We start from the raw sequence: 16,256 nt of genomic DNA on the forward strand, positions 1-16,256 counted from the left end.
CCATGCGAAGTTGTAATGTCGCGTCGAACAAGCTGGACAGTAGATTGCCGTATTCCATCCCCGCGCCCGCCGATCTGGATCGGCTTGTCCTGAAGGATCTGGATCCGTTGAAGGCGTCCGGTGCGCCGGTTCGCATGAGCGATCTGGCGACGCACGCGCGTCTGGTGCTGCTGGGCGAGCCGGGCAGCGGCAAGTCCACGGCCTTCGCCCTGGCCGCCGCCGCACAGGGCACGACCGTCGTGACCGCGAAGGATTTCGTCAGCCGGGGCGTGCGGCCCGAGGGCAAGGTCGTGTTCATCGACGCCGTCGAGGAATACCGGATCGGGGAGACGGGCCGCGACCGGCTGGAGGATCTCACCGCCGCCCTCAAGGCCAGCCCCTATGACCAATGGCGTCTGACCTGCCGGTCCATCTCGCTGCCGAAGCCCGATCTGTCGCATATCGGCAAAACGCTGGGCGAGTTCGAGATCTTCCACCTCGGCCAGCTGGAGGAGGACGAGCAGAAGGCGATCCTCAGGAGCCTGGACGAAACCGATCCCGACAGGATTCTTCGACGGGTCAATGACCTGGCCGCCGCGTCGCTGATGGAGAATCCGGCGACGCTCAAGCTGCTCTACCAGACCCTCAGCTCGACCACCCAGGCGATTGAATCCCGGGGCGCCCTTCTGGCCCACGCCACCCGGGCCATGGCCGATGAGGTCAATGAGGATGCGCCGCACCGCGCCGCCCGGTCCACGCCCGGAGCGATCATCGCGGCCGCCGAAAAGGCCTGCCTCGTCCTGATGCTGTCGGCGCGCGACGACATCTGGATGGGCAACACCGCCCCGACCCGCCCCGATCTGGTCACACGCGACGACCTGATCCCGGCCGGAGTCGACACCCAGGCGCTGAGGGACGCCCTCGATACGCCGATGTTCCGGGGCGAGGCCGATGTCTTCACGCCGACGCACCGGATGGTCGCGGAATATCTGGCGGGACGCGCGCTGGCGGCCGCCGCCTCGAGCCGCGACGGCCGCCCCGCGGCGCTTCCCTTCCGCCGCGCCTACGCCCTCCTGTGCGGCGACGACAACAAGCCGGCTCCGGCCCTTCTGGGCACCTTCGCCTGGTTCGTCACCGAAGTGTCGCAAGGCGTCCACGCGGCCCGCGCGCTCAAACTGGTCAAGGCGCATCCGGAGGCGATCCTGTTCCAGGGCGACGCCGCCATGTTGCCGACGCCGCATCGCGAAGCGCTTCTGGACGCCACCGGCCGGGGCGATCCCTGGTTCCTGTCGTCGGTTCAGGGCGCCACGGCCGTCGGGGGTCTCGCCGGGGTGGATCTCGAGGCGCGGCTTCGCGTCATCCTCAACGACAAGACCGAGACCATTCACCGCCGCAATCTGGTGATCGAGGCCCTGACCAGCGGGCGGCGCGTGCCCGGACTGGACGCCGACCTGCGCGCCTTCACGTCGGATCCGGCCAATCCAACCTGGCTGCGCCGGCATGCGATCGAGGCGATCCAGGACCGCGTCGACAAGCCCCTGCCGGTGCTGCGCCAGATCCTGACCGCCATGAAGGGCGAGCCGGCGGCGACCGCCATGGTGGTCGCGCCCATCGCCTTGGCGCCGTTGGTCGGTCACGGGGCCACGGCCGGCGAGGTCCGCAGGATGCTGGCCGAGTATTCGACCACCGGGGACGGGGTGATGGGCTACGCCTGGCCCCTCGGAAACGCACTCGAAAAACGACCCATCCCGGACCTGTTCGAAAAACCCGTCGGGGTGAAGAAGAACGTCGGGAACTCCCGGTCCTATGAGGCGGGCAACATCATCCAGAGGGTGCTCGCCAAAACGATCAAGGCGAAACCCTCGGCGACGGCACAGGACATCCTGCGCTGGACGGCGAATGCGAGCGTGAGGGACTACGACGAGACGGATGACCACGTCCGGGCCGCGGTTCGCGAGTGGATCGACCGCGCCCCCGGCAACGGCTCCGCCCTGTTCTGGGCCCTGTACGCCCGCTCGCACGGACAGGGCTGGCGGCCCAACTACGACTATCACCGAATGGTCGGACTCGATCCACCCGCCGAGGTTTTCGACGAGGCATTCGACCGGCTGGACAAGGCCCCGGCCGGGCCTGACGCCGAGGCGATCGGGCGCATCGTCTTTGATCTCGTCGGTCCCTGGGCCCCCGGCAGCGAGCGCTACTGGCGGCTGTGGCATCTGACCGCCGCCCGCTCAGACCTTGCCGGTCTGCATCTGTCGCTGAGCGTCAGCGAGACCAGCCACTGGCGTTCCGAGCAGGCCGCCAAGACGAGACAGAATGCCCAAGCGGAAGCCGAGGCGACGGCGAAGGACCTGGCGTGGTTCACCGCCAACCTGGCGAAGGTCGAGAGCGGCCAGGCCTTCCAGGCCCTGCATTTCGCGGCCCAGGGTTACCACCGTAGCCCCGGCAAGGATCGGGGCGAGACGCAGCTCATCCAATGGGTTGGTGAGGAGATCGCCAATGCCATCGTCCAGGGCTGGGCCAACCTGACGACCCGTTTCCCGATCACTTGGCTTCGTCAGGCAGCGCAGGAGGGCAAGAACAAGGATTTCCAGGCCAATGTGATCGCCGCCGTCTGGCTGGACCTGCAACTGAGCCGGCGCGCGCCCGTCACCCTGTCCCTAGACGCCGCCTTCGCCGCCCTGCGCGGCTACTACTGGCTGGAAGGCGAAAACCGCGACCGGGTGCAGATCGCCGCGCTCGATCAGCTTCTGGACAATCCCGCGGGCGAGGCCGCGCTCCTGGACTACTGGAAGAAGGCCAACCGGAACGGGGTACGGGACCTTCCTTTCCTCGACGCTCTGCGAACGGCGAAACGGTTCGGCCCGATCGCGGCTTTCCTCAGGGCCGAGCCCAACGCGAGGCCGGAAATCCTGCGCAGCGCCTTGGGCGTGCTTGGCGCCACGGCGCGGGGGCCGCAGATCAGTCTCCTGGCGGACGCCGCGCTCAAGCGTAGAGGTCTGTCGCCAGAGGCGCGCTCGATCTGGCGGCTTGTCGCCTTCCTGATCGACCCGGTGGCGCACGAAGCTGGCTTCGCCGACGAACTCGCCGCCGGCAATTTCGACGCCCTGTTCGATCGGTTGAACCGCGGGCATCTGATCAAGGCCCTGGACGGCATGACGACCTCGGCGATCGCCCGTGATGCGGCGATCGCCCGGTTGATCGGGCCGCTGTACAAACCCACCGACAATGATCGCGGCAATCGCGACGACATGAGCCAAGTGGTCGCCCGGGCGGTGCAGGCGCTCGCACAGTCGCCCACCGCCGAGGCCGCCGAGGCGCTGGACGGTCTCCTCGCCCTGCCCGCCCTGTCGGCCTGGCACGACCTCCTGCGTCATCATGTGGCCCTTCAGCTCGTCCTGCGCCAGCGGGCCGCATTCAAGCCGCCCGCGCCGAGGGCCGTGGCGGAGGCGATCAACGCTGGACCGCCCGCCACGCCGGCGGACCTGCGCGCGGTCGTCGGCGAGATCCTCGAGGATTTGGACAAGGATATTCGCGACGGGGACACCTCCGGCTGGAAGGGCTACTGGAACAATCCCGACCTGGCGTCCCGCAAGCCCAAGATCGAGAATGACTGCCGGGACCTGCTCACCGACCGGCTTCGCGACCGGTTGATCCGGTTCGATATCAGGACGCATCGCACCCCGACCGAGACGCGGCGCCGCAACGACCGCAGGACCGATCTTCTGGTCATCGGCGAAGGCGACGCCGCCCTCCCCGTCGAGGCCAAGCGGCATATGAACGACGAAGTGTTCACCGCCATCGAAACCCAGGTCGCCGATTACGCGAAATCGGCGGGCTCCAGCGGCCACGGCGTCTTCCTCGTCTTCTGGTACGGCGCCGCAGCCGGAGCCGTGCCTAAACGCCCGGCCGGCGTCGATCCGATCACCAGCGCCGAGGCGCTGCGCAAGGCACTGGTGAAACACCAGCCCGTGGCGCTGAGGCCTCTGATCGACGTCGTCGTGCTGGACCTGTCGCCCAAGGGCGCCGCCGCCAAACTCGGGACGGCGCCAAAGAAGAAGGCGGCCCCGAAGGCGAAGACGCCTTCGGATGCGCCTGGAGCCACCCCAAAGGCGGTCGCCCCGCCCAAGGCCGTCAAGACGACCAGGGCGGCGATGACTGTCAAGGAGGCGAAAACGACGACTGCGGCGCCCCGGACGCCCGGCCCACGAGGCCGACCGAAGACGGACGCGACCCCATGATCGCCGGCCGCCTCGACGATATCGACGCGACGGTCCTGCAGGGCCTGATCGACAACTCGACGTCCGAAAGCCGGACGCTGGAGTTCAAGCGACAGATCCCGAAGGACGGCAAGGAGTTCCTTGCCGATGTGACCGCATTCGCCAACACCAGTGGCGGTGATCTGGTGCTGGGACTCGATGAGACCGAAGGCGTCGCCTCCGACCTGACGGGTTTGGAAGGCGACGGCGACAGTCTCATCCTCGCCTTGGAATGTCAGATCCGGACGGGGGTGGAGCCCCGTATCGCCGGTCTTCGGTCCCACTGGGTCAAACTGCCGTCAGGGCGAGGAATTCTGATCCTGCGGATCCCGGTCAGCGCCGCCGCCCCTCACCGGGTCATCCTTGGCGGCCACAACCGCTTCTACGCCCGCAACAGTCGCGGAAAGCACCAGATGGACACCCACGACCTGCGGCTCGCCTTCATTGCCGGCGACGCCCTGCCGGAGAAATTTAGAGCTCTGCATGATCTGGCCGTCGAGGCGGCGGCCAAAGGCCGGAACCTTCCCTTTCCGATTCACGAATTCCCGACGGCGGTCATTTCGATCATTCCGTTCAGCTTCCTTCGCGAAGCCAGCGACTATGAGGTGACGCCCGAGACCGCGGTCGCGCCGGTCAAGGCGACGGATGGCCTCCACGCGATCCATATGATCGAGGGCGTCCTGCTCCATTCCCCCCTCAATGCCGGCTCGCCTGAAAACTCCAACCGAAATTCGGTGCGGACCTACGCCCTGACCCACCGCCGGGGTCGGGTCGATGTGGCCTGGACGATCGGACGCGATCAGATTTTCGCCGGCGACATGTCCGCCCTCGCCGTCTGGCCAAAGCGTTTCGAGGACGGTCTGGACGATGCTGTGAGGTCCAGCGGGCTGCGGCTCCGGGACCTTGGCATCGAGGGCCCGTACCTGATCCAAGCCACTGTGATCGGCATCGAGGGGAGCCATCTGATCCTGGGTCCGCACCAGTCATCAGAAGGCACGTGGCGCGACCACGCCCGGCTCGGCGAGATCCTCGCCGAGGATCTGCGGACGGTCTCCCTCGACCCGCTGAAGTCCGCGTTCTGGCTCGCCTTCGGCCTGCCCCGACCAACCTAGATCAGACCGCATTCGACAGCGGGCCTAGCAGGCCTTCTCTTCCACGACCTGCGCGGGACGCCTGCGACCAGCTATATCCTTGCAGGCCCGCCTATGGACGACGTGGCGACGGTCCTGGGGTGAGATTTCAAGCGCGTGAAGGAAATTGCGCGCCGGTAGGTAACGGGAGACGCCATCGGTTTGGGTATGATCACTAGGCTCCAGAAAACCCAGAACAGAACGCCAACCGTAAAGACCGTTGTAAAACCCACGACCTTGGGAGTTGGCGAAAAGCGCTCTGATCCAGTGATGGCGGTGGCTGGGGAACTAGGACTCGAACCTAGAATGACGGTACCAAAAGCAGTCATTCCGAACCGCCGCTTCGAGTCAGAAGGAGACCTGATCGCGGGCTGGACACAGAGGTCGGCTCCTGACTCTTAGCGGACTTTACTTGCATCCGCTGCTAGGCCTGTAGGGGAGCTTAGGTCAAAGCGCCTGATGACAATGACAGATCTTCCCTCTCAATCCCCAGCGTCTTCCTCGTCGGCTCCGCTTCGCCCGATGTCGTGACGCCCTCTGGGCGTGTCGCGGTAGAGGACGAGCGTCTCTCGTGTCTGTTCGTCGAGCGTGTCTCCCTCAAGCAAGTCGGCGACACGAGCCTCTAAGCGCGCTGTATCCAAAATATCCTCTAGAGGTTGGAGATTGACCCGCAGCGTTCGACGCTGGACTCGATCTCCCATCCCATCCCAACCCGCACCAAATGACCAAGATTCGGAGGGGAGGTCTGCTGCCAAGGCGATGACGAAAGCGTCGGAGCCAAGCTGTTCATCCGTCCAAGTGCGTATTTCCGCAGCGTCACTGCCGTTCAATCTCCACCAAGCAAACAGGATCGAGATCAGCTTGGGGCTGGTTGAGAAGGCAGCCGTCTCCGCCGCCGCTCGAAGTTTGCGAAGAGCGATATCTCGTAGCTCTCTCGCCACCGCCTCGCTGACGCGAGGATTATCGCTCACTCGCCGGCCCTCTCGCGGGGTGTGCTCAGCCAGACAGCTCTCAGCGAAATCCAAAGCCCAGTCCAGCGACGCATTCTCCATCGCCGCCCGGTAGATTTCCTCGCGAGCGGGTTGGTCAAATCTGTCTTGCACCAGCCTATTGAGCAGCCAGTAGATGCGAAGTTGGTTGTTTCCCATACCGGCAAAACCCCGCTGCCGGTCGGCATCGACATCGAGGGTGTCCGCGACCTCAAATAGGGTCGCTACGAATGGGGCAACGTCACCTTCAGCGATGTCCGGAGCGGCATAGCGCAGCTCATTGAGGATGAGCGCTGCCTGCGTACCGCCACCACGCTGCTCTTCGGCTATCGCGCGAACCAGCTCATTCCGGATGAAGTCACCGTCAGCAGCATGCTCAACGATTCCCTGAATCGTTTGCGCGGATGCAACGTCGTCAGAGACAGCGAATGAAACGTAGCTGCGGAAATGTTCCAAGGATGCGATCTGACGGTCGCGACGCCATTCATCGCCGGCGTGCCAAGTGTTGCCCCAGACTGCATCGAGGCGGGGAAACAGACGGCGAAGGGCGATACGGAGACGACGGCGGTCACGTTCCGACCGATCCGCCAAGCCGAGCAGTTCATCATACTCTTGCCCGATGTCGCCTTGGCGGCCTCCGTCGTTCTGCTGGCGAACACCGCAAAGCCGATCAGGATTTGCACGAATTCGCGCGTAGATTTCCGGCTCTGCAAGCTCGAGCGCACTGATTGCCAGGAAGTCGGCCCTATCGACATTGCCCTCGACGGCAGGCCAGCCTGTGGCAATGTGATTGACCAGCCGCACCACATCGCGTGGCGTCCGGATAATTGGCGCGATGACATCGTGGAAGACGTTCCAGAAGCGCGCCACTTGCCGCTCAGGGACATCGCCCATCACCTTCACAGCCGACTCGACGACCAATTGGTTGAGCGTCGTCTGCACAGGCGGTGGCAGCGGGAAAAAGCGCTGGATGATCTTTTCCAGATAGCTCGGGCCTTCGGAAGGGAACCGCTCGGCAACGATCCGCTCCGCGATCTGACGATCAAACGCCAAGAGATAGATCACGTTCGGTAGCCGTCCGACGGATTTGACTAGGCGGAAGATGGTGAGCGCGTCGTCGGGGCTGAGCCGGTCGATGTCATCGATAACGACGACGAAACGCTTGCTTCGTTCTCTCAACGCCTTGGCTATCTGACGATGCTCCTCGTCGATCGTGCGCTCCTGTTTTGAGGCTCGCCCGAGGAGCGCAGCTCCCTTTGAAAACAGATCGCCGATCCCCGGTGAGCCCAAGCTGGCGATGGCGCCGGCAAAGGCACCGACAGCGGACACGCCTTGACCAAGCGCGGCCAAGGAGTTGCGGAGCTTGGATGGAAGTGACGGGCCGATGGCGGCACTTAGCTCTTGGAAGAACGATAGCGTCAGCGCATCGGAGCCGGGGAACCACCACGGGTTAAACGGCACGATCACAAGCGAGCCGTCCTCAACCGATCGTTGGAGGTGATGCCTGACCAGATTGACGGCGCTGCTTTTGCCTGCGCCCCAAGGGCCACTGATCGCGACGACGACTCCCTCCGGGGCGCTCATCGTCGTCAGGCTCTGTGCAACCGCCCGAGCGAACGGATTCAAGCCAAATCGATCCTCGCTCGGGGAGCCTATTGGGCTGTCGTTAGAAACGCTCATCGTCACTTCCCATCGAAAGATCGTTCTCAATCCGGCATACAACTTATAGTGAAGCTGGCAACCGCCATCTGCGCAGGCTGAGCGTCCTGAGGATAAGCTGCGAGTTCTTCTTTCGGACTCCCTGCCAAGGACTAGGGTAGGCTCATGGCATTCATAGATGACGCTATCCAAGACGCGGTATCGGACGTGCAGCACGAGCTATTGCGCGCCCTATTGGAGCGCAAACTGACCGAAGCAGGCATCCCGATGCCTCCTGAGACAATCGATGCCTACGCCAAGCATCTCTTGTCTGGAGATGAAGGTGGCTTCGTCTGGGACGGTGGGGACGATGACTGGGAATACAAGCTCGATCTCACCGACGAGAATGAAGCTGAACTGGACGTCGCGATCGACCAAATCCTTGGCAAGGTTCCCGAGATTTTCGACGCGGGGATCGAGGGCTTCAGCCGCAGCGTGTTCAACGATCTTCGGTCGAAGTGGCCCGACGAGAATGCCCGCCAAAAAGCCGAGACTGACGGCTTTAAGGAGCGGCTTGAGGAACGTTGGGGCGAGGGTCTGGACTACCTCCGGATGCTGCTCACCTGCTGTCGGGAAGTGGGAAGAGAGGCGATGGCCAGGTACAACAAGTCGCGATCACGACGACACCATTTCCGTCGTTGGGTGATGGTGAGACTGCACACCCGTGGATGCCAGATCGCCGACGAAATCATCTGCCTGCTGGAGAACGGCTTTGCGGAGGGGGCGATGGCAAGGTGGCGAACGCTACACGAACTATCAGTCGTCGCGCTGATGATTTCGGAGGGCGATGAGGAACTGGCAGAGCGGTATATTTTGCACGACGCCATCGAGGTGAAGCGACAGTCGGATGAGTACGACGCGTTCCAAGTGCCCGCGGGCTTCAAGCCTATTGCAAAGCGTGAGCGGGCAAAAATCGATCGCCGCTACGATGATGCCATAGCCAGATTTGGGCCAACCTTCGCCTACCCATATGGCTGGGCAGCCAAGAAGCTCCGGCTGAAAAAGCCCACGTTCAAGGATCTCCAAGAAGCGGTAGATCAGAGCGCCTTCAGCGGGTTCTACAAGCTGGCATCGTTCAATGTGCACGCCACCGCTCGGAGCCTATTTTTCAATCTAAGTTCGATTGGGGAGCGGGAAGTCCTCTTGGCTGGCCGAAGCAATGCAGGGTTGACCGAGCCCGGCGAGCGTACCGCCCAAACCCTTCTGTTGCTAACCAGCCAGTACATCGGGGATGTCAGCAAGAATCTCGACCGTCTCGCTGAGGTCAAAACGCTCCTGCTCCTGCGCGACCGGGTGGGGCCAGCTTTGGCCAAGGCGGCGAAGAAGCTCGGCGACGATGAGCGCGGATACCAAAACGAACGCCTCGCAAAGGCTGCGTCTGCCGCGTTGCGTCCAATGCGCCGTCAGCGTTTTGGAAACGTATCGACCGCTTCAGTAGATGGAAGAGAGCCAACGACCACCAAATAAGTTGCGCATGCATCTCAGCGGGCAGTGTCTTAAGAGCGGCACGATAAGGGCGCTCAGCTCACGGGCTACGGTTATCGGCTTCCGAGCCGCCGAGGCTCGACTGGCGGCGCCATCGGCGTCCCTTTAGCAGGATGACCGCGCAGGTAACCAACTGAAGGCGGCGACAGAGCTCGCCGATACCGAAGTGCTTTCGAAAGGCCCCCTTCATACCGTCAGCATGGATGCCATGAAGGAATGGCGCTTTAGGTTGATCGCCAAACACCTGTGGAAACCCTTCGGCAAAACCCGGGTCAACGAGTTCTAGGCGCGGCGATTGCCCCGGCGCGAACTTCAACTGCTGGCGCGCCGCTGACCTCCGGAAGCCAGAGCGCTTCGATCCGACGGGGAAATCCTGAAGGGCCACGCCCTAACGAAGGCCTCCCCCTTAGCGACCAAGCTATCGATGCTCTCCGGCGGCGGGTTGGGAAGGGGACGATCCTTGAATCGCTCTATGTCGAAACGTGCGAACACCGCCTCAGCTAGGCGCTCGGCGTCTTTGTTGGACCACCATTCCCGAAGGCCCTGTTCGAGGCTTGGCAAGCCGTCGGCCGGCTCGGGGCCCAGGAACAGGCGCGAGGCGATCCGCACGAGGCTGAGGTCGCCGCTGGCGAAGATGTAACGTCGGCGCTGTTCCTCGGCCTTGGTGACGCGAACCACGAAGTCGCTGAGGTGGGTCATGTCCCAAGCCGCATTCCTGGCCCCGTCGATCGCCGCTTGGCGATCGGGTGAGCGCAGCTGCTTAAAGAGTCCGGCTCGTGCCGCCTTGGGCCCGTAATACATCGAGACGAACAACGCCGCCGGCCCCGCCAGTACGAAGTCTTTGTCCATCCACTCTAGTAGCGCCATCGCCCGCTCTAAGGGCGCGGTCGCGGGTGTGAGTTCCAGCTCGGCCGCCTTGAGCGCGACTACGTAGTTGCGTCGCCAGCGCATGAGCGGCTTTTCGAAATCAAAATCCGACAGGGTCGCTGGATCTCCCAAGGCCACGCGGTCCTTCTGGCCGGCAGCGAGGGCGACCCAATCCAGCACCGCGCCCCGATCGGCGGCTCGGAACCAAGCTAGCTCCTCGCGAGCGATGCTGTTTCCCGACACGAAACCCAATTCATGGAAAGCAATTGAGGGTTCTAATAGGACCTGCATGGCCTGGCAGTACGCCATCAGGGCCACGGCGCTCCGTGTCGTCTTGTCCCTAAGCTCAGCGTGGCCGTCACGCGCTACGCGGGCCATTCGCGACACCAGATTTCTATCGGGCAGGACCACGGTATCGTAACCTTGCTCGTCCGTGGCGTAGACGATCGCCTCCAGTCGCAACAACCCTGCCGAAGGTGGAATGAAGCCTGGAGCCAAGATGCCAGCAGCCATCAACTCCGCGCCCAGCGCTTCGACCTCGGCACGGGGAAAGCCCTCCTCGAACTGTACGACGTATTGGGTCGCCGCCTCCGTCATGACGAACAGCTACCTCCGTTGGCGCGACTTCGCGCCATTCGAGCCCCCACGCCATTGTGAGAGGAAATGTCGCAGTCCTGGTGATCTGCAACGCCTATTGTCGGTGGGCAAGTTCCGCGAAGATTCAGTCTCGCCGCTTACGGCCAGCGGCTGAAGGTCCGGTTCTGGAGCGAGCCCAATGTCTCCTCTTGGCGCTGAAGCGATGCTGAGAGCGCAGAATGGGGAATGGACAGGGAGGCGACCTCAATGGAGGTTGGCCATGCGCCAGTCTGACCTGTTCATCCAACCCATTTGCCGTGGAACGCGGGCCGTCTGATCGGCCCCCAGCTGGCAAGGCGATTCCATCTGGAGCAGCGCCGGCTCCTCGATGCTCTCAACTTCACGCAGGCGCTGGCGGACCTGCAGGGTCTCCACGACGACTGGCTACTCTCGAACGGATTTACGACTCACTCGAGGACCTCGTGATCCCAGCCGACGAGCATGCAACGATGAGCTGGCGTATGTTGGGTCCTGCTTCCTGTCTGCCAAGGGCTCGTCCAGGGGTGGTCGGAGGTGCGGCGGACCCGCACTGACGGGGTGGTCTGCTTGAGTGGCGCTATCGCTCCGCGAGACGCCTAGAGGGTCGGGCAGCCCATCATTCGATTTCAGTCCAATCGGGCTGTCCGCAACACCCCTGAGGGGGCCACTCGAGGAGCGTCATTCGAGCGGAATGACGTGCACACCTTACGCACACCTGCGCTTCCGCTAGAGGCTTGTAATCTCACCCGACTTTCCGGGCGCAAGGTGGGCGACTTCTCGCCCACTTTTCCCCGCCGTCCCGATATAGCTCTGAAAACAAGACCTTCCGGTGGGCGACTAGTCGCCCACCTCATTAGTAAGGTCGTGCCAGTTCGACGGTCATCCAAGCCGCATACGTCGCTGCGGGTCTTTTTAGCGAACTGTATGACCGGAGTAACTTTTGGCTCCACCTTAACTCGCTGATTAATATCGCTGAACGGGCACTTTGCGCATGGTGGAGTAACTCTCGGCTCCACCCTTCGGCGTTTTATTAGTGTTGCTTTACAACAACTCATCTCCACCGCAGGTGTGCGTAGTGTGTGCACGTCATTCGGCCCCAGAATGACGACGTCGAAACGGCCCCCTGTGGGGTGCTACCGCAACCGACCCACTGGTTTTCCCCGGACCATTGGCTCGCCGGACCTCTAGGCGCCGTTTCTACTGCGAAGAGGAGCTATCGAACCTACCGCCCCGCGGGAGGCATCCGAGCGAGCCTCAGACAACCCCTGAACAAACCCTTGCCAAAGCGGCGCGAGGACCCAGCACAAGCCGGCGCCGATCAGCAGACCCAAGACGAAATACCCCACCTCAGCCATTTGGACCTCCGCTACTGCCCGACTATCTCACTGAACCAGAGAGAAGAGGGCGACTCGTTGTGGCGCCCGCTTCGGATTGGCGAGGGGATTGGTGCGCAGCGCTTGAAGTTTCGTGCCGGAGGTCTGTCGATGACGCTCATGAAAGGTCATTGCATGTTCGTCGGCGCGGACCACGAGGCCAGCCAACGCGTCATGGATTCGTTCAAGCGTCGCCAATTCGGCGTGGAGACCCTGCAGGTCAGCCACGGCGTCCGGGAAGTTTCGGGCGTCGGTGAACCGCCGCTGCTCGACGTGGCGTCGCCATTCGAGGCGCAGGGCGGACACCCTATCTGCATTCCCCGCACGACCCGGTTCTTCCGCGAGGCGGAAAAAGGACTCGATCCCCTCCCCCGCCTCCTTGGCCGCGCGCTGCATGATCTGAACGTGGCTTACCCGCCAGAAGCGGTCCAGCCGCTCCGCCACCCCAGCAGCGAGCAGAGGCTCCAACCCCACTTCGACATCGCCGTCGAAATAAAGCTCTTCATCCTCAACCCGCACAAAGGGGCGCAGCTCACGCAAACCCCTGAGGACGACCTCCTCGGTCAGGCCCGTCAGATCTTCCAGGTGAGCCGCCATGACTGCGACGACAAACGACCGGTCCGAACTCTCCCGGCGCTGACGCTGCCAGAGAACCAATAGCGCCTGCAGGACCTGGCAACCCACGTCCTCCAGACCTCCCGTCGCCGCTCGACGCAGCATGTCGAGTGCCGCCAGTTGCTCAAGCTCGGCGAGTGCGGCGGCGTCAAGGTGCGAGTTATCGCCGATCAGCTGAGGGATGAAGTCGTCGTCATCAAACCGGCCATTCCTGTCCATCTTGCACCTTCCGCCCCAGATCACACTGATAGTGTGTAGATGCGGACATAGCTCGGCCGCAAGGCCAAGGGGTGGCGAATGACCCTGACCTGTTGGCCTTCGGGGCCTGTGTGCGACGTTGGCGCCTTGAGCGCGCGCTAAGCCAGGAAGAACTCGCCGAACGCGCAGGCCTGCACCGGAACTACGTAGGCGGAATCGAGCGCGGCGAGCGGAACGTGGGCGTGAAGGCCGTCTTCGCCTTGGCGCGCGGCCTCGACTGCCAAGCGCGAGATCTGCTCCCGGACGGATCCGGGGCCGTAACGTCTCGTTAAGAGCTGCCGACGAGGATAGCCCTGCTGTCAGCCTGATCCCTGCATCCCTTTTTCCAAATGGATGTAGCGATGAAAAACATATCCTTCGCTTCGAACGAAGCACACACGACCATCGATGCAGCGACCGGCCTCACCCACGCTGGTCCGCAGCACCAACCGGCAAGCGATGACGCTTCGGCGGTGCCCCCTTCGCAAGCCGCTCCCTTGCAGGCCGCTCAAACGGTCATCGTCGACATCTGCGGCATTGCCGCTTGCGACGAACTGTGGCCGGAGACCCGAGTGATCGGCGCGCAAGCGCTGCTCGACGCGTTGGCCCGCGCCCTTGCGCGTGTGGCGATCGATCTGCAACCTTCCGGCTCCTTCAATCCTCCGGAGCCTGATCGCTGATGCGCGCAGCATTGTACGCCCGCTATTCCAGCGACCTTCAGAACGCGGCGTCGATTCAGGATCAGTTCGCCGCGTGTCGGACCTATGCCGAGCGCCAAGGCGTCCAGGTCGTGGCGACTTTTGAAGACGCCGCCATTTCCGGCGCCTCCGCCGCTAACCGCCCTGGCCTGCACGCCCTGATGCGCAGCGCCGAGGCGGGCCAGTTCGACGTTGTTATCTGCGAGGCGCTGGATCGACTGTCTCGCTCCCAGGCCGATGTCGCGGCCACGTTTGAGGACCTTCGTTTCCACGGCGTCCGAATTCGCACTTTGGCCGAGGACAATGTCACCGAGCTCCACGTCGGCCTGAAAGGCACGATGAACGCCCTTCAGCTGCAGGAAATCGGCCGCAAGACACGGCGGGGCCTACAGGGCGTGGTTCGCTCGGGGCGACACACCGGCGGCCGCGTCTATGGCTATCGGATCCGCCGTGAACTCAACGCGGTGGGCGAACCGATCCGGGGCCTGCGGGACATCGACGCTACCGAGGCCGATATCGTGCGGGAGATTTTCCGCCGCTACGCCGCCGGCGCGTCGCCGCGCGCGATCGTCAACGATCTGAATACGCGAGGGATCGCGGGACCTCGGGGCGGAAAGTGGAACGCCTCCACCATCAACGGCAATGCCGAGCGGGGCAACGGCGTCATCCACAACGAACTCTACCGGGGCATGCTCGTCTTCGGTCGCCAGACCTGGATGAAGGATCGTCGAACCGGCAAGCGGCGCGCTCGCACGGGCGACGCTGAGGACATCGTCCGTACAGCGGCGCCCGACCTGCGCATCGTCCCTGAGGATCTCTGGGTGAAGGTGCGGGCGCGTTACGAGCAGAATAGGCTGGGCCCGCAAAAGACATCGTCACTGGCTGCGGTGCGGCCGAAGCATCTGCTGAGCGGCAAGCTGACCTGTGGGGCCTGTGGCGGCCCTATGATCCGTAGCGGCGCAGATCGGCGGTTCATGTGTTCTCAGCGCCGCGAGCAAGGCCAAGCTGCATGTAGCAATGGCCGTGGGATCAAGGGCGAGGAGATCGAAGCCCGCGTCCTGGCTGCGGTGAAGGATCGCCTTCTCGCGCCGGAACGCGTGGCGCTGGCCGTCGAAGAGGCGCGGCGAGCCGCCGAGCACGATGCGCGAACTCTGGCGCTCGGGCGATCAAAAGCGGAGAGCGAACTCGCGGAGGTGAAGCGCCGGGCGGATCGCCTTGGTGGACCAGGTCGCCGACGGCGTGTTGAGCGGCTTGGCCGTCCAAGACCGGCTGGCGGCGCTGGAGATCCGTCGCAGCGAACTGGAATCCGAACTGGCGACATCGCCGGCGGCGCCGCTCGTGGCCTTGCACCCGCGCATGGCGGACCACTATCGAACGGTTGTGGCGTCGCTGGAGCGCGCCCTCGAACGCATAGACAGCGAGGCTGCGGCTGAGGCGCGGGACCTGGTGCGCAAATTGATCGAGACCGCGGTGGTGATGCCGTTGCCGGAGCGCGGGAAGTTCGCACTGACGGTACAAGGCAAAATCGCCGCCCTGGTGAACCAGGAAGGCGATAATACTACAATATTGGGTGCGGGAGCAGGATTTGAACCTGCGACCTTCAGGTTATGAGCCTGACGAGCTACCGGGCTGCTCCATCCCGCGGCAGATGGGTGTGTTGTGAAGGAAGAGTTCGAGAGAGTTTTCAGATAATCTGTTGTCCGACTGGTAGACCCGGCGGCGACCTACTCTCCCGCGCCTTGAGACGAAGTACCATTGGCTCTGGAGGGCTTAACGACCGAGTTCGGAATGGGATCGGGTGGGGAACCTCCGACATAACCACCAGGTCAACCAGGCGGACAGCAGATTATTTGAGAAGACATTGTCTGTTAAAGATCGAATGAGTTTTGCTGAGAAACGATCAAGCCGATCGGATTATTAGTACCAGTAAGCTTCACGCGTCGCCGCGCTTCCACACCTGGCCTATCAACGTGGTAGTCTTCCACGATCCTCAGCGAAGCCTTGTTTTGAGGTTAGTTTCCCGCTTAGATGCTTTCAGCGGTTATCTATTCCATACTTAGCTACCCTGCTGCACAACTGGCGTCATGACAGGTCCACCAGAGGTATGTCCATCCCGGTCCTCTCGTACTAGGGACAGATCCTCTCAAGCTTCGAACACCCACGGCAGATAGGGACCAAACTGTCTCACGACGTTCTGAACCCAGCTCACGTACCACTTTAATCGGCGAACAGCCGAACCCTTGGGACCTGCTCCAGCCCCAGGATGTGATGAGCCGACATCGAGGTGCCAAACTTTGCCGTCGATATGGAC

General features: G+C 63.2%; 9 protein-coding genes, 1 tRNA gene and 2 rRNA genes (1 of these 12 cut by a window edge). 6 read left to right on the plus strand and 6 right to left on the minus strand.

Translation table 11 applies throughout. The features are described from left to right. Positions 1–2 precede the first annotated feature (2 nt). Together BRESU_RS14560 and BRESU_RS16990 are read left to right on the plus strand one after the other, a co-directional pair. Positions 3–4,220 carry an NACHT domain-containing protein gene (locus BRESU_RS14560; protein ID WP_013270327.1) on the plus strand — a complete coding sequence of 1,406 codons (4,218 nt, stop codon included), beginning with the start codon at positions 3–5 and terminating at the stop codon, positions 4,218–4,220. After that, positions 4,217–5,350 carry an AlbA family DNA-binding domain-containing protein gene (locus BRESU_RS16990; protein ID WP_013270328.1) on the plus strand — a complete coding sequence of 378 codons (1,134 nt, stop codon included), beginning with the start codon at positions 4,217–4,219 and terminating at the stop codon, positions 5,348–5,350. The genes BRESU_RS14560 and BRESU_RS16990 overlap by 4 nt, the downstream gene beginning before the upstream one ends. Before the next feature lie 500 nt (positions 5,351–5,850). Here BRESU_RS16990 and BRESU_RS14570 read toward each other — a convergent pair whose 3' ends face one another. Beyond that, positions 5,851–7,983 (minus strand): P-loop NTPase fold protein, encoded by a 2,133-nt coding sequence (locus BRESU_RS14570; RefSeq protein WP_169308027.1) that lies wholly within the window; start codon positions 7,981–7,983, stop codon positions 5,851–5,853. 198 nt (positions 7,984–8,181) lie between these two features. On the opposite strand from BRESU_RS14570, the gene BRESU_RS14575 reads away from it, so the two are divergent. Next, the gene (locus tag BRESU_RS14575; RefSeq protein WP_013270330.1) at positions 8,182–9,522 is read left to right on the plus strand and encodes a DUF5677 domain-containing protein; all 1,341 of its coding nucleotides are present in this window, start codon (positions 8,182–8,184) and stop codon (positions 9,520–9,522) included. 330 nt (positions 9,523–9,852) lie between these two features. On the opposite strand, the gene BRESU_RS14580 is transcribed toward BRESU_RS14575, so the two are convergent. Next, a complete protein-coding gene (locus tag BRESU_RS14580) occupies positions 9,853–11,004 on the minus strand; it encodes a hypothetical protein (RefSeq protein WP_013270331.1) in 1,152 nt (383 codons plus the stop codon). A 1,400-nt stretch (positions 11,005–12,404) separates the two neighbouring features. Continuing rightward, positions 12,405–13,229 (minus strand): hypothetical protein, encoded by an 825-nt coding sequence (locus BRESU_RS14585; RefSeq protein WP_013270332.1) that lies wholly within the window; start codon positions 13,227–13,229, stop codon positions 12,405–12,407. A 71-nt stretch (positions 13,230–13,300) separates the two neighbouring features. Between BRESU_RS14585 and BRESU_RS17220 the strand changes: the two genes are divergently transcribed. From BRESU_RS17220 to BRESU_RS14595, 3 genes are all read left to right on the plus strand, one after another. Then, positions 13,301–13,540 (plus strand): helix-turn-helix domain-containing protein, encoded by a 240-nt coding sequence (locus tag BRESU_RS17220; RefSeq protein WP_083777565.1) that lies wholly within the window; start codon positions 13,301–13,303, stop codon positions 13,538–13,540. A gap of 69 nt (positions 13,541–13,609) precedes the next feature. Next, on the plus strand, positions 13,610–13,927 hold the full coding sequence (locus tag BRESU_RS14590; RefSeq protein ID WP_156796179.1) for a hypothetical protein: 318 nt from the start codon (positions 13,610–13,612) through the stop codon (positions 13,925–13,927). Further along, the gene (locus tag BRESU_RS14595) at positions 13,927–15,378 is read left to right on the plus strand and encodes a recombinase family protein (protein WP_013270333.1); all 1,452 of its coding nucleotides are present in this window, start codon (positions 13,927–13,929) and stop codon (positions 15,376–15,378) included. Before BRESU_RS14590 ends, BRESU_RS14595 begins: the two co-directional genes overlap by 1 nt. A gap of 134 nt (positions 15,379–15,512) precedes the next feature. Here BRESU_RS14595 and BRESU_RS14600 read toward each other — a convergent pair. From BRESU_RS14600 to BRESU_RS14610, 3 genes are all read right to left on the minus strand, one after another. Further along, positions 15,513–15,589 (minus strand) — tRNA-Met (locus BRESU_RS14600). Positions 15,590–15,656: 67 nt separating this feature from the next. Beyond that, positions 15,657–15,771 (minus strand): 5S ribosomal RNA (gene rrf / locus BRESU_RS14605). A 70-nt stretch (positions 15,772–15,841) separates the two neighbouring features. Continuing rightward, positions 15,842–16,256: ribosomal RNA gene (locus BRESU_RS14610) — 23S ribosomal RNA — on the minus strand; it runs 2,369 nt beyond the window's last position.

The organism is Brevundimonas subvibrioides ATCC 15264, assembly GCF_000144605.1.
Lineage (GTDB): Bacteria > Pseudomonadota > Alphaproteobacteria > Caulobacterales > Caulobacteraceae > Brevundimonas > Brevundimonas subvibrioides.

What these genes read in the sequence shown, in the direction of transcription:
- BRESU_RS14560 (WP_013270327.1), top strand. Translation starts at nt 3, where the DNA reads ATGCGAAGTTGTAATGTCGCGTCGAACAAGCTGGACAGTAGATTGCCG.
- BRESU_RS16990 (WP_013270328.1), top strand. Translation starts at nt 4,217, where the DNA reads ATGATCGCCGGCCGCCTCGACGATATCGACGCGACGGTCCTGCAGGGC.
- BRESU_RS14575 (WP_013270330.1), top strand. Translation starts at nt 8,182, where the DNA reads ATGGCATTCATAGATGACGCTATCCAAGACGCGGTATCGGACGTGCAG.
- BRESU_RS14580 (WP_013270331.1), bottom strand. Translation starts at nt 11,004, where the DNA reads ATGACGGAGGCGGCGACCCAATACGTCGTACAGTTCGAGGAGGGCTTT.
- BRESU_RS14585 (WP_013270332.1), bottom strand. Translation starts at nt 13,229, where the DNA reads ATGGACAGGAATGGCCGGTTTGATGACGACGACTTCATCCCTCAGCTG.
- BRESU_RS14590 (WP_156796179.1), top strand. Translation starts at nt 13,610, where the DNA reads ATGAAAAACATATCCTTCGCTTCGAACGAAGCACACACGACCATCGAT.
- BRESU_RS14595 (WP_013270333.1), top strand. Translation starts at nt 13,927, where the DNA reads ATGCGCGCAGCATTGTACGCCCGCTATTCCAGCGACCTTCAGAACGCG.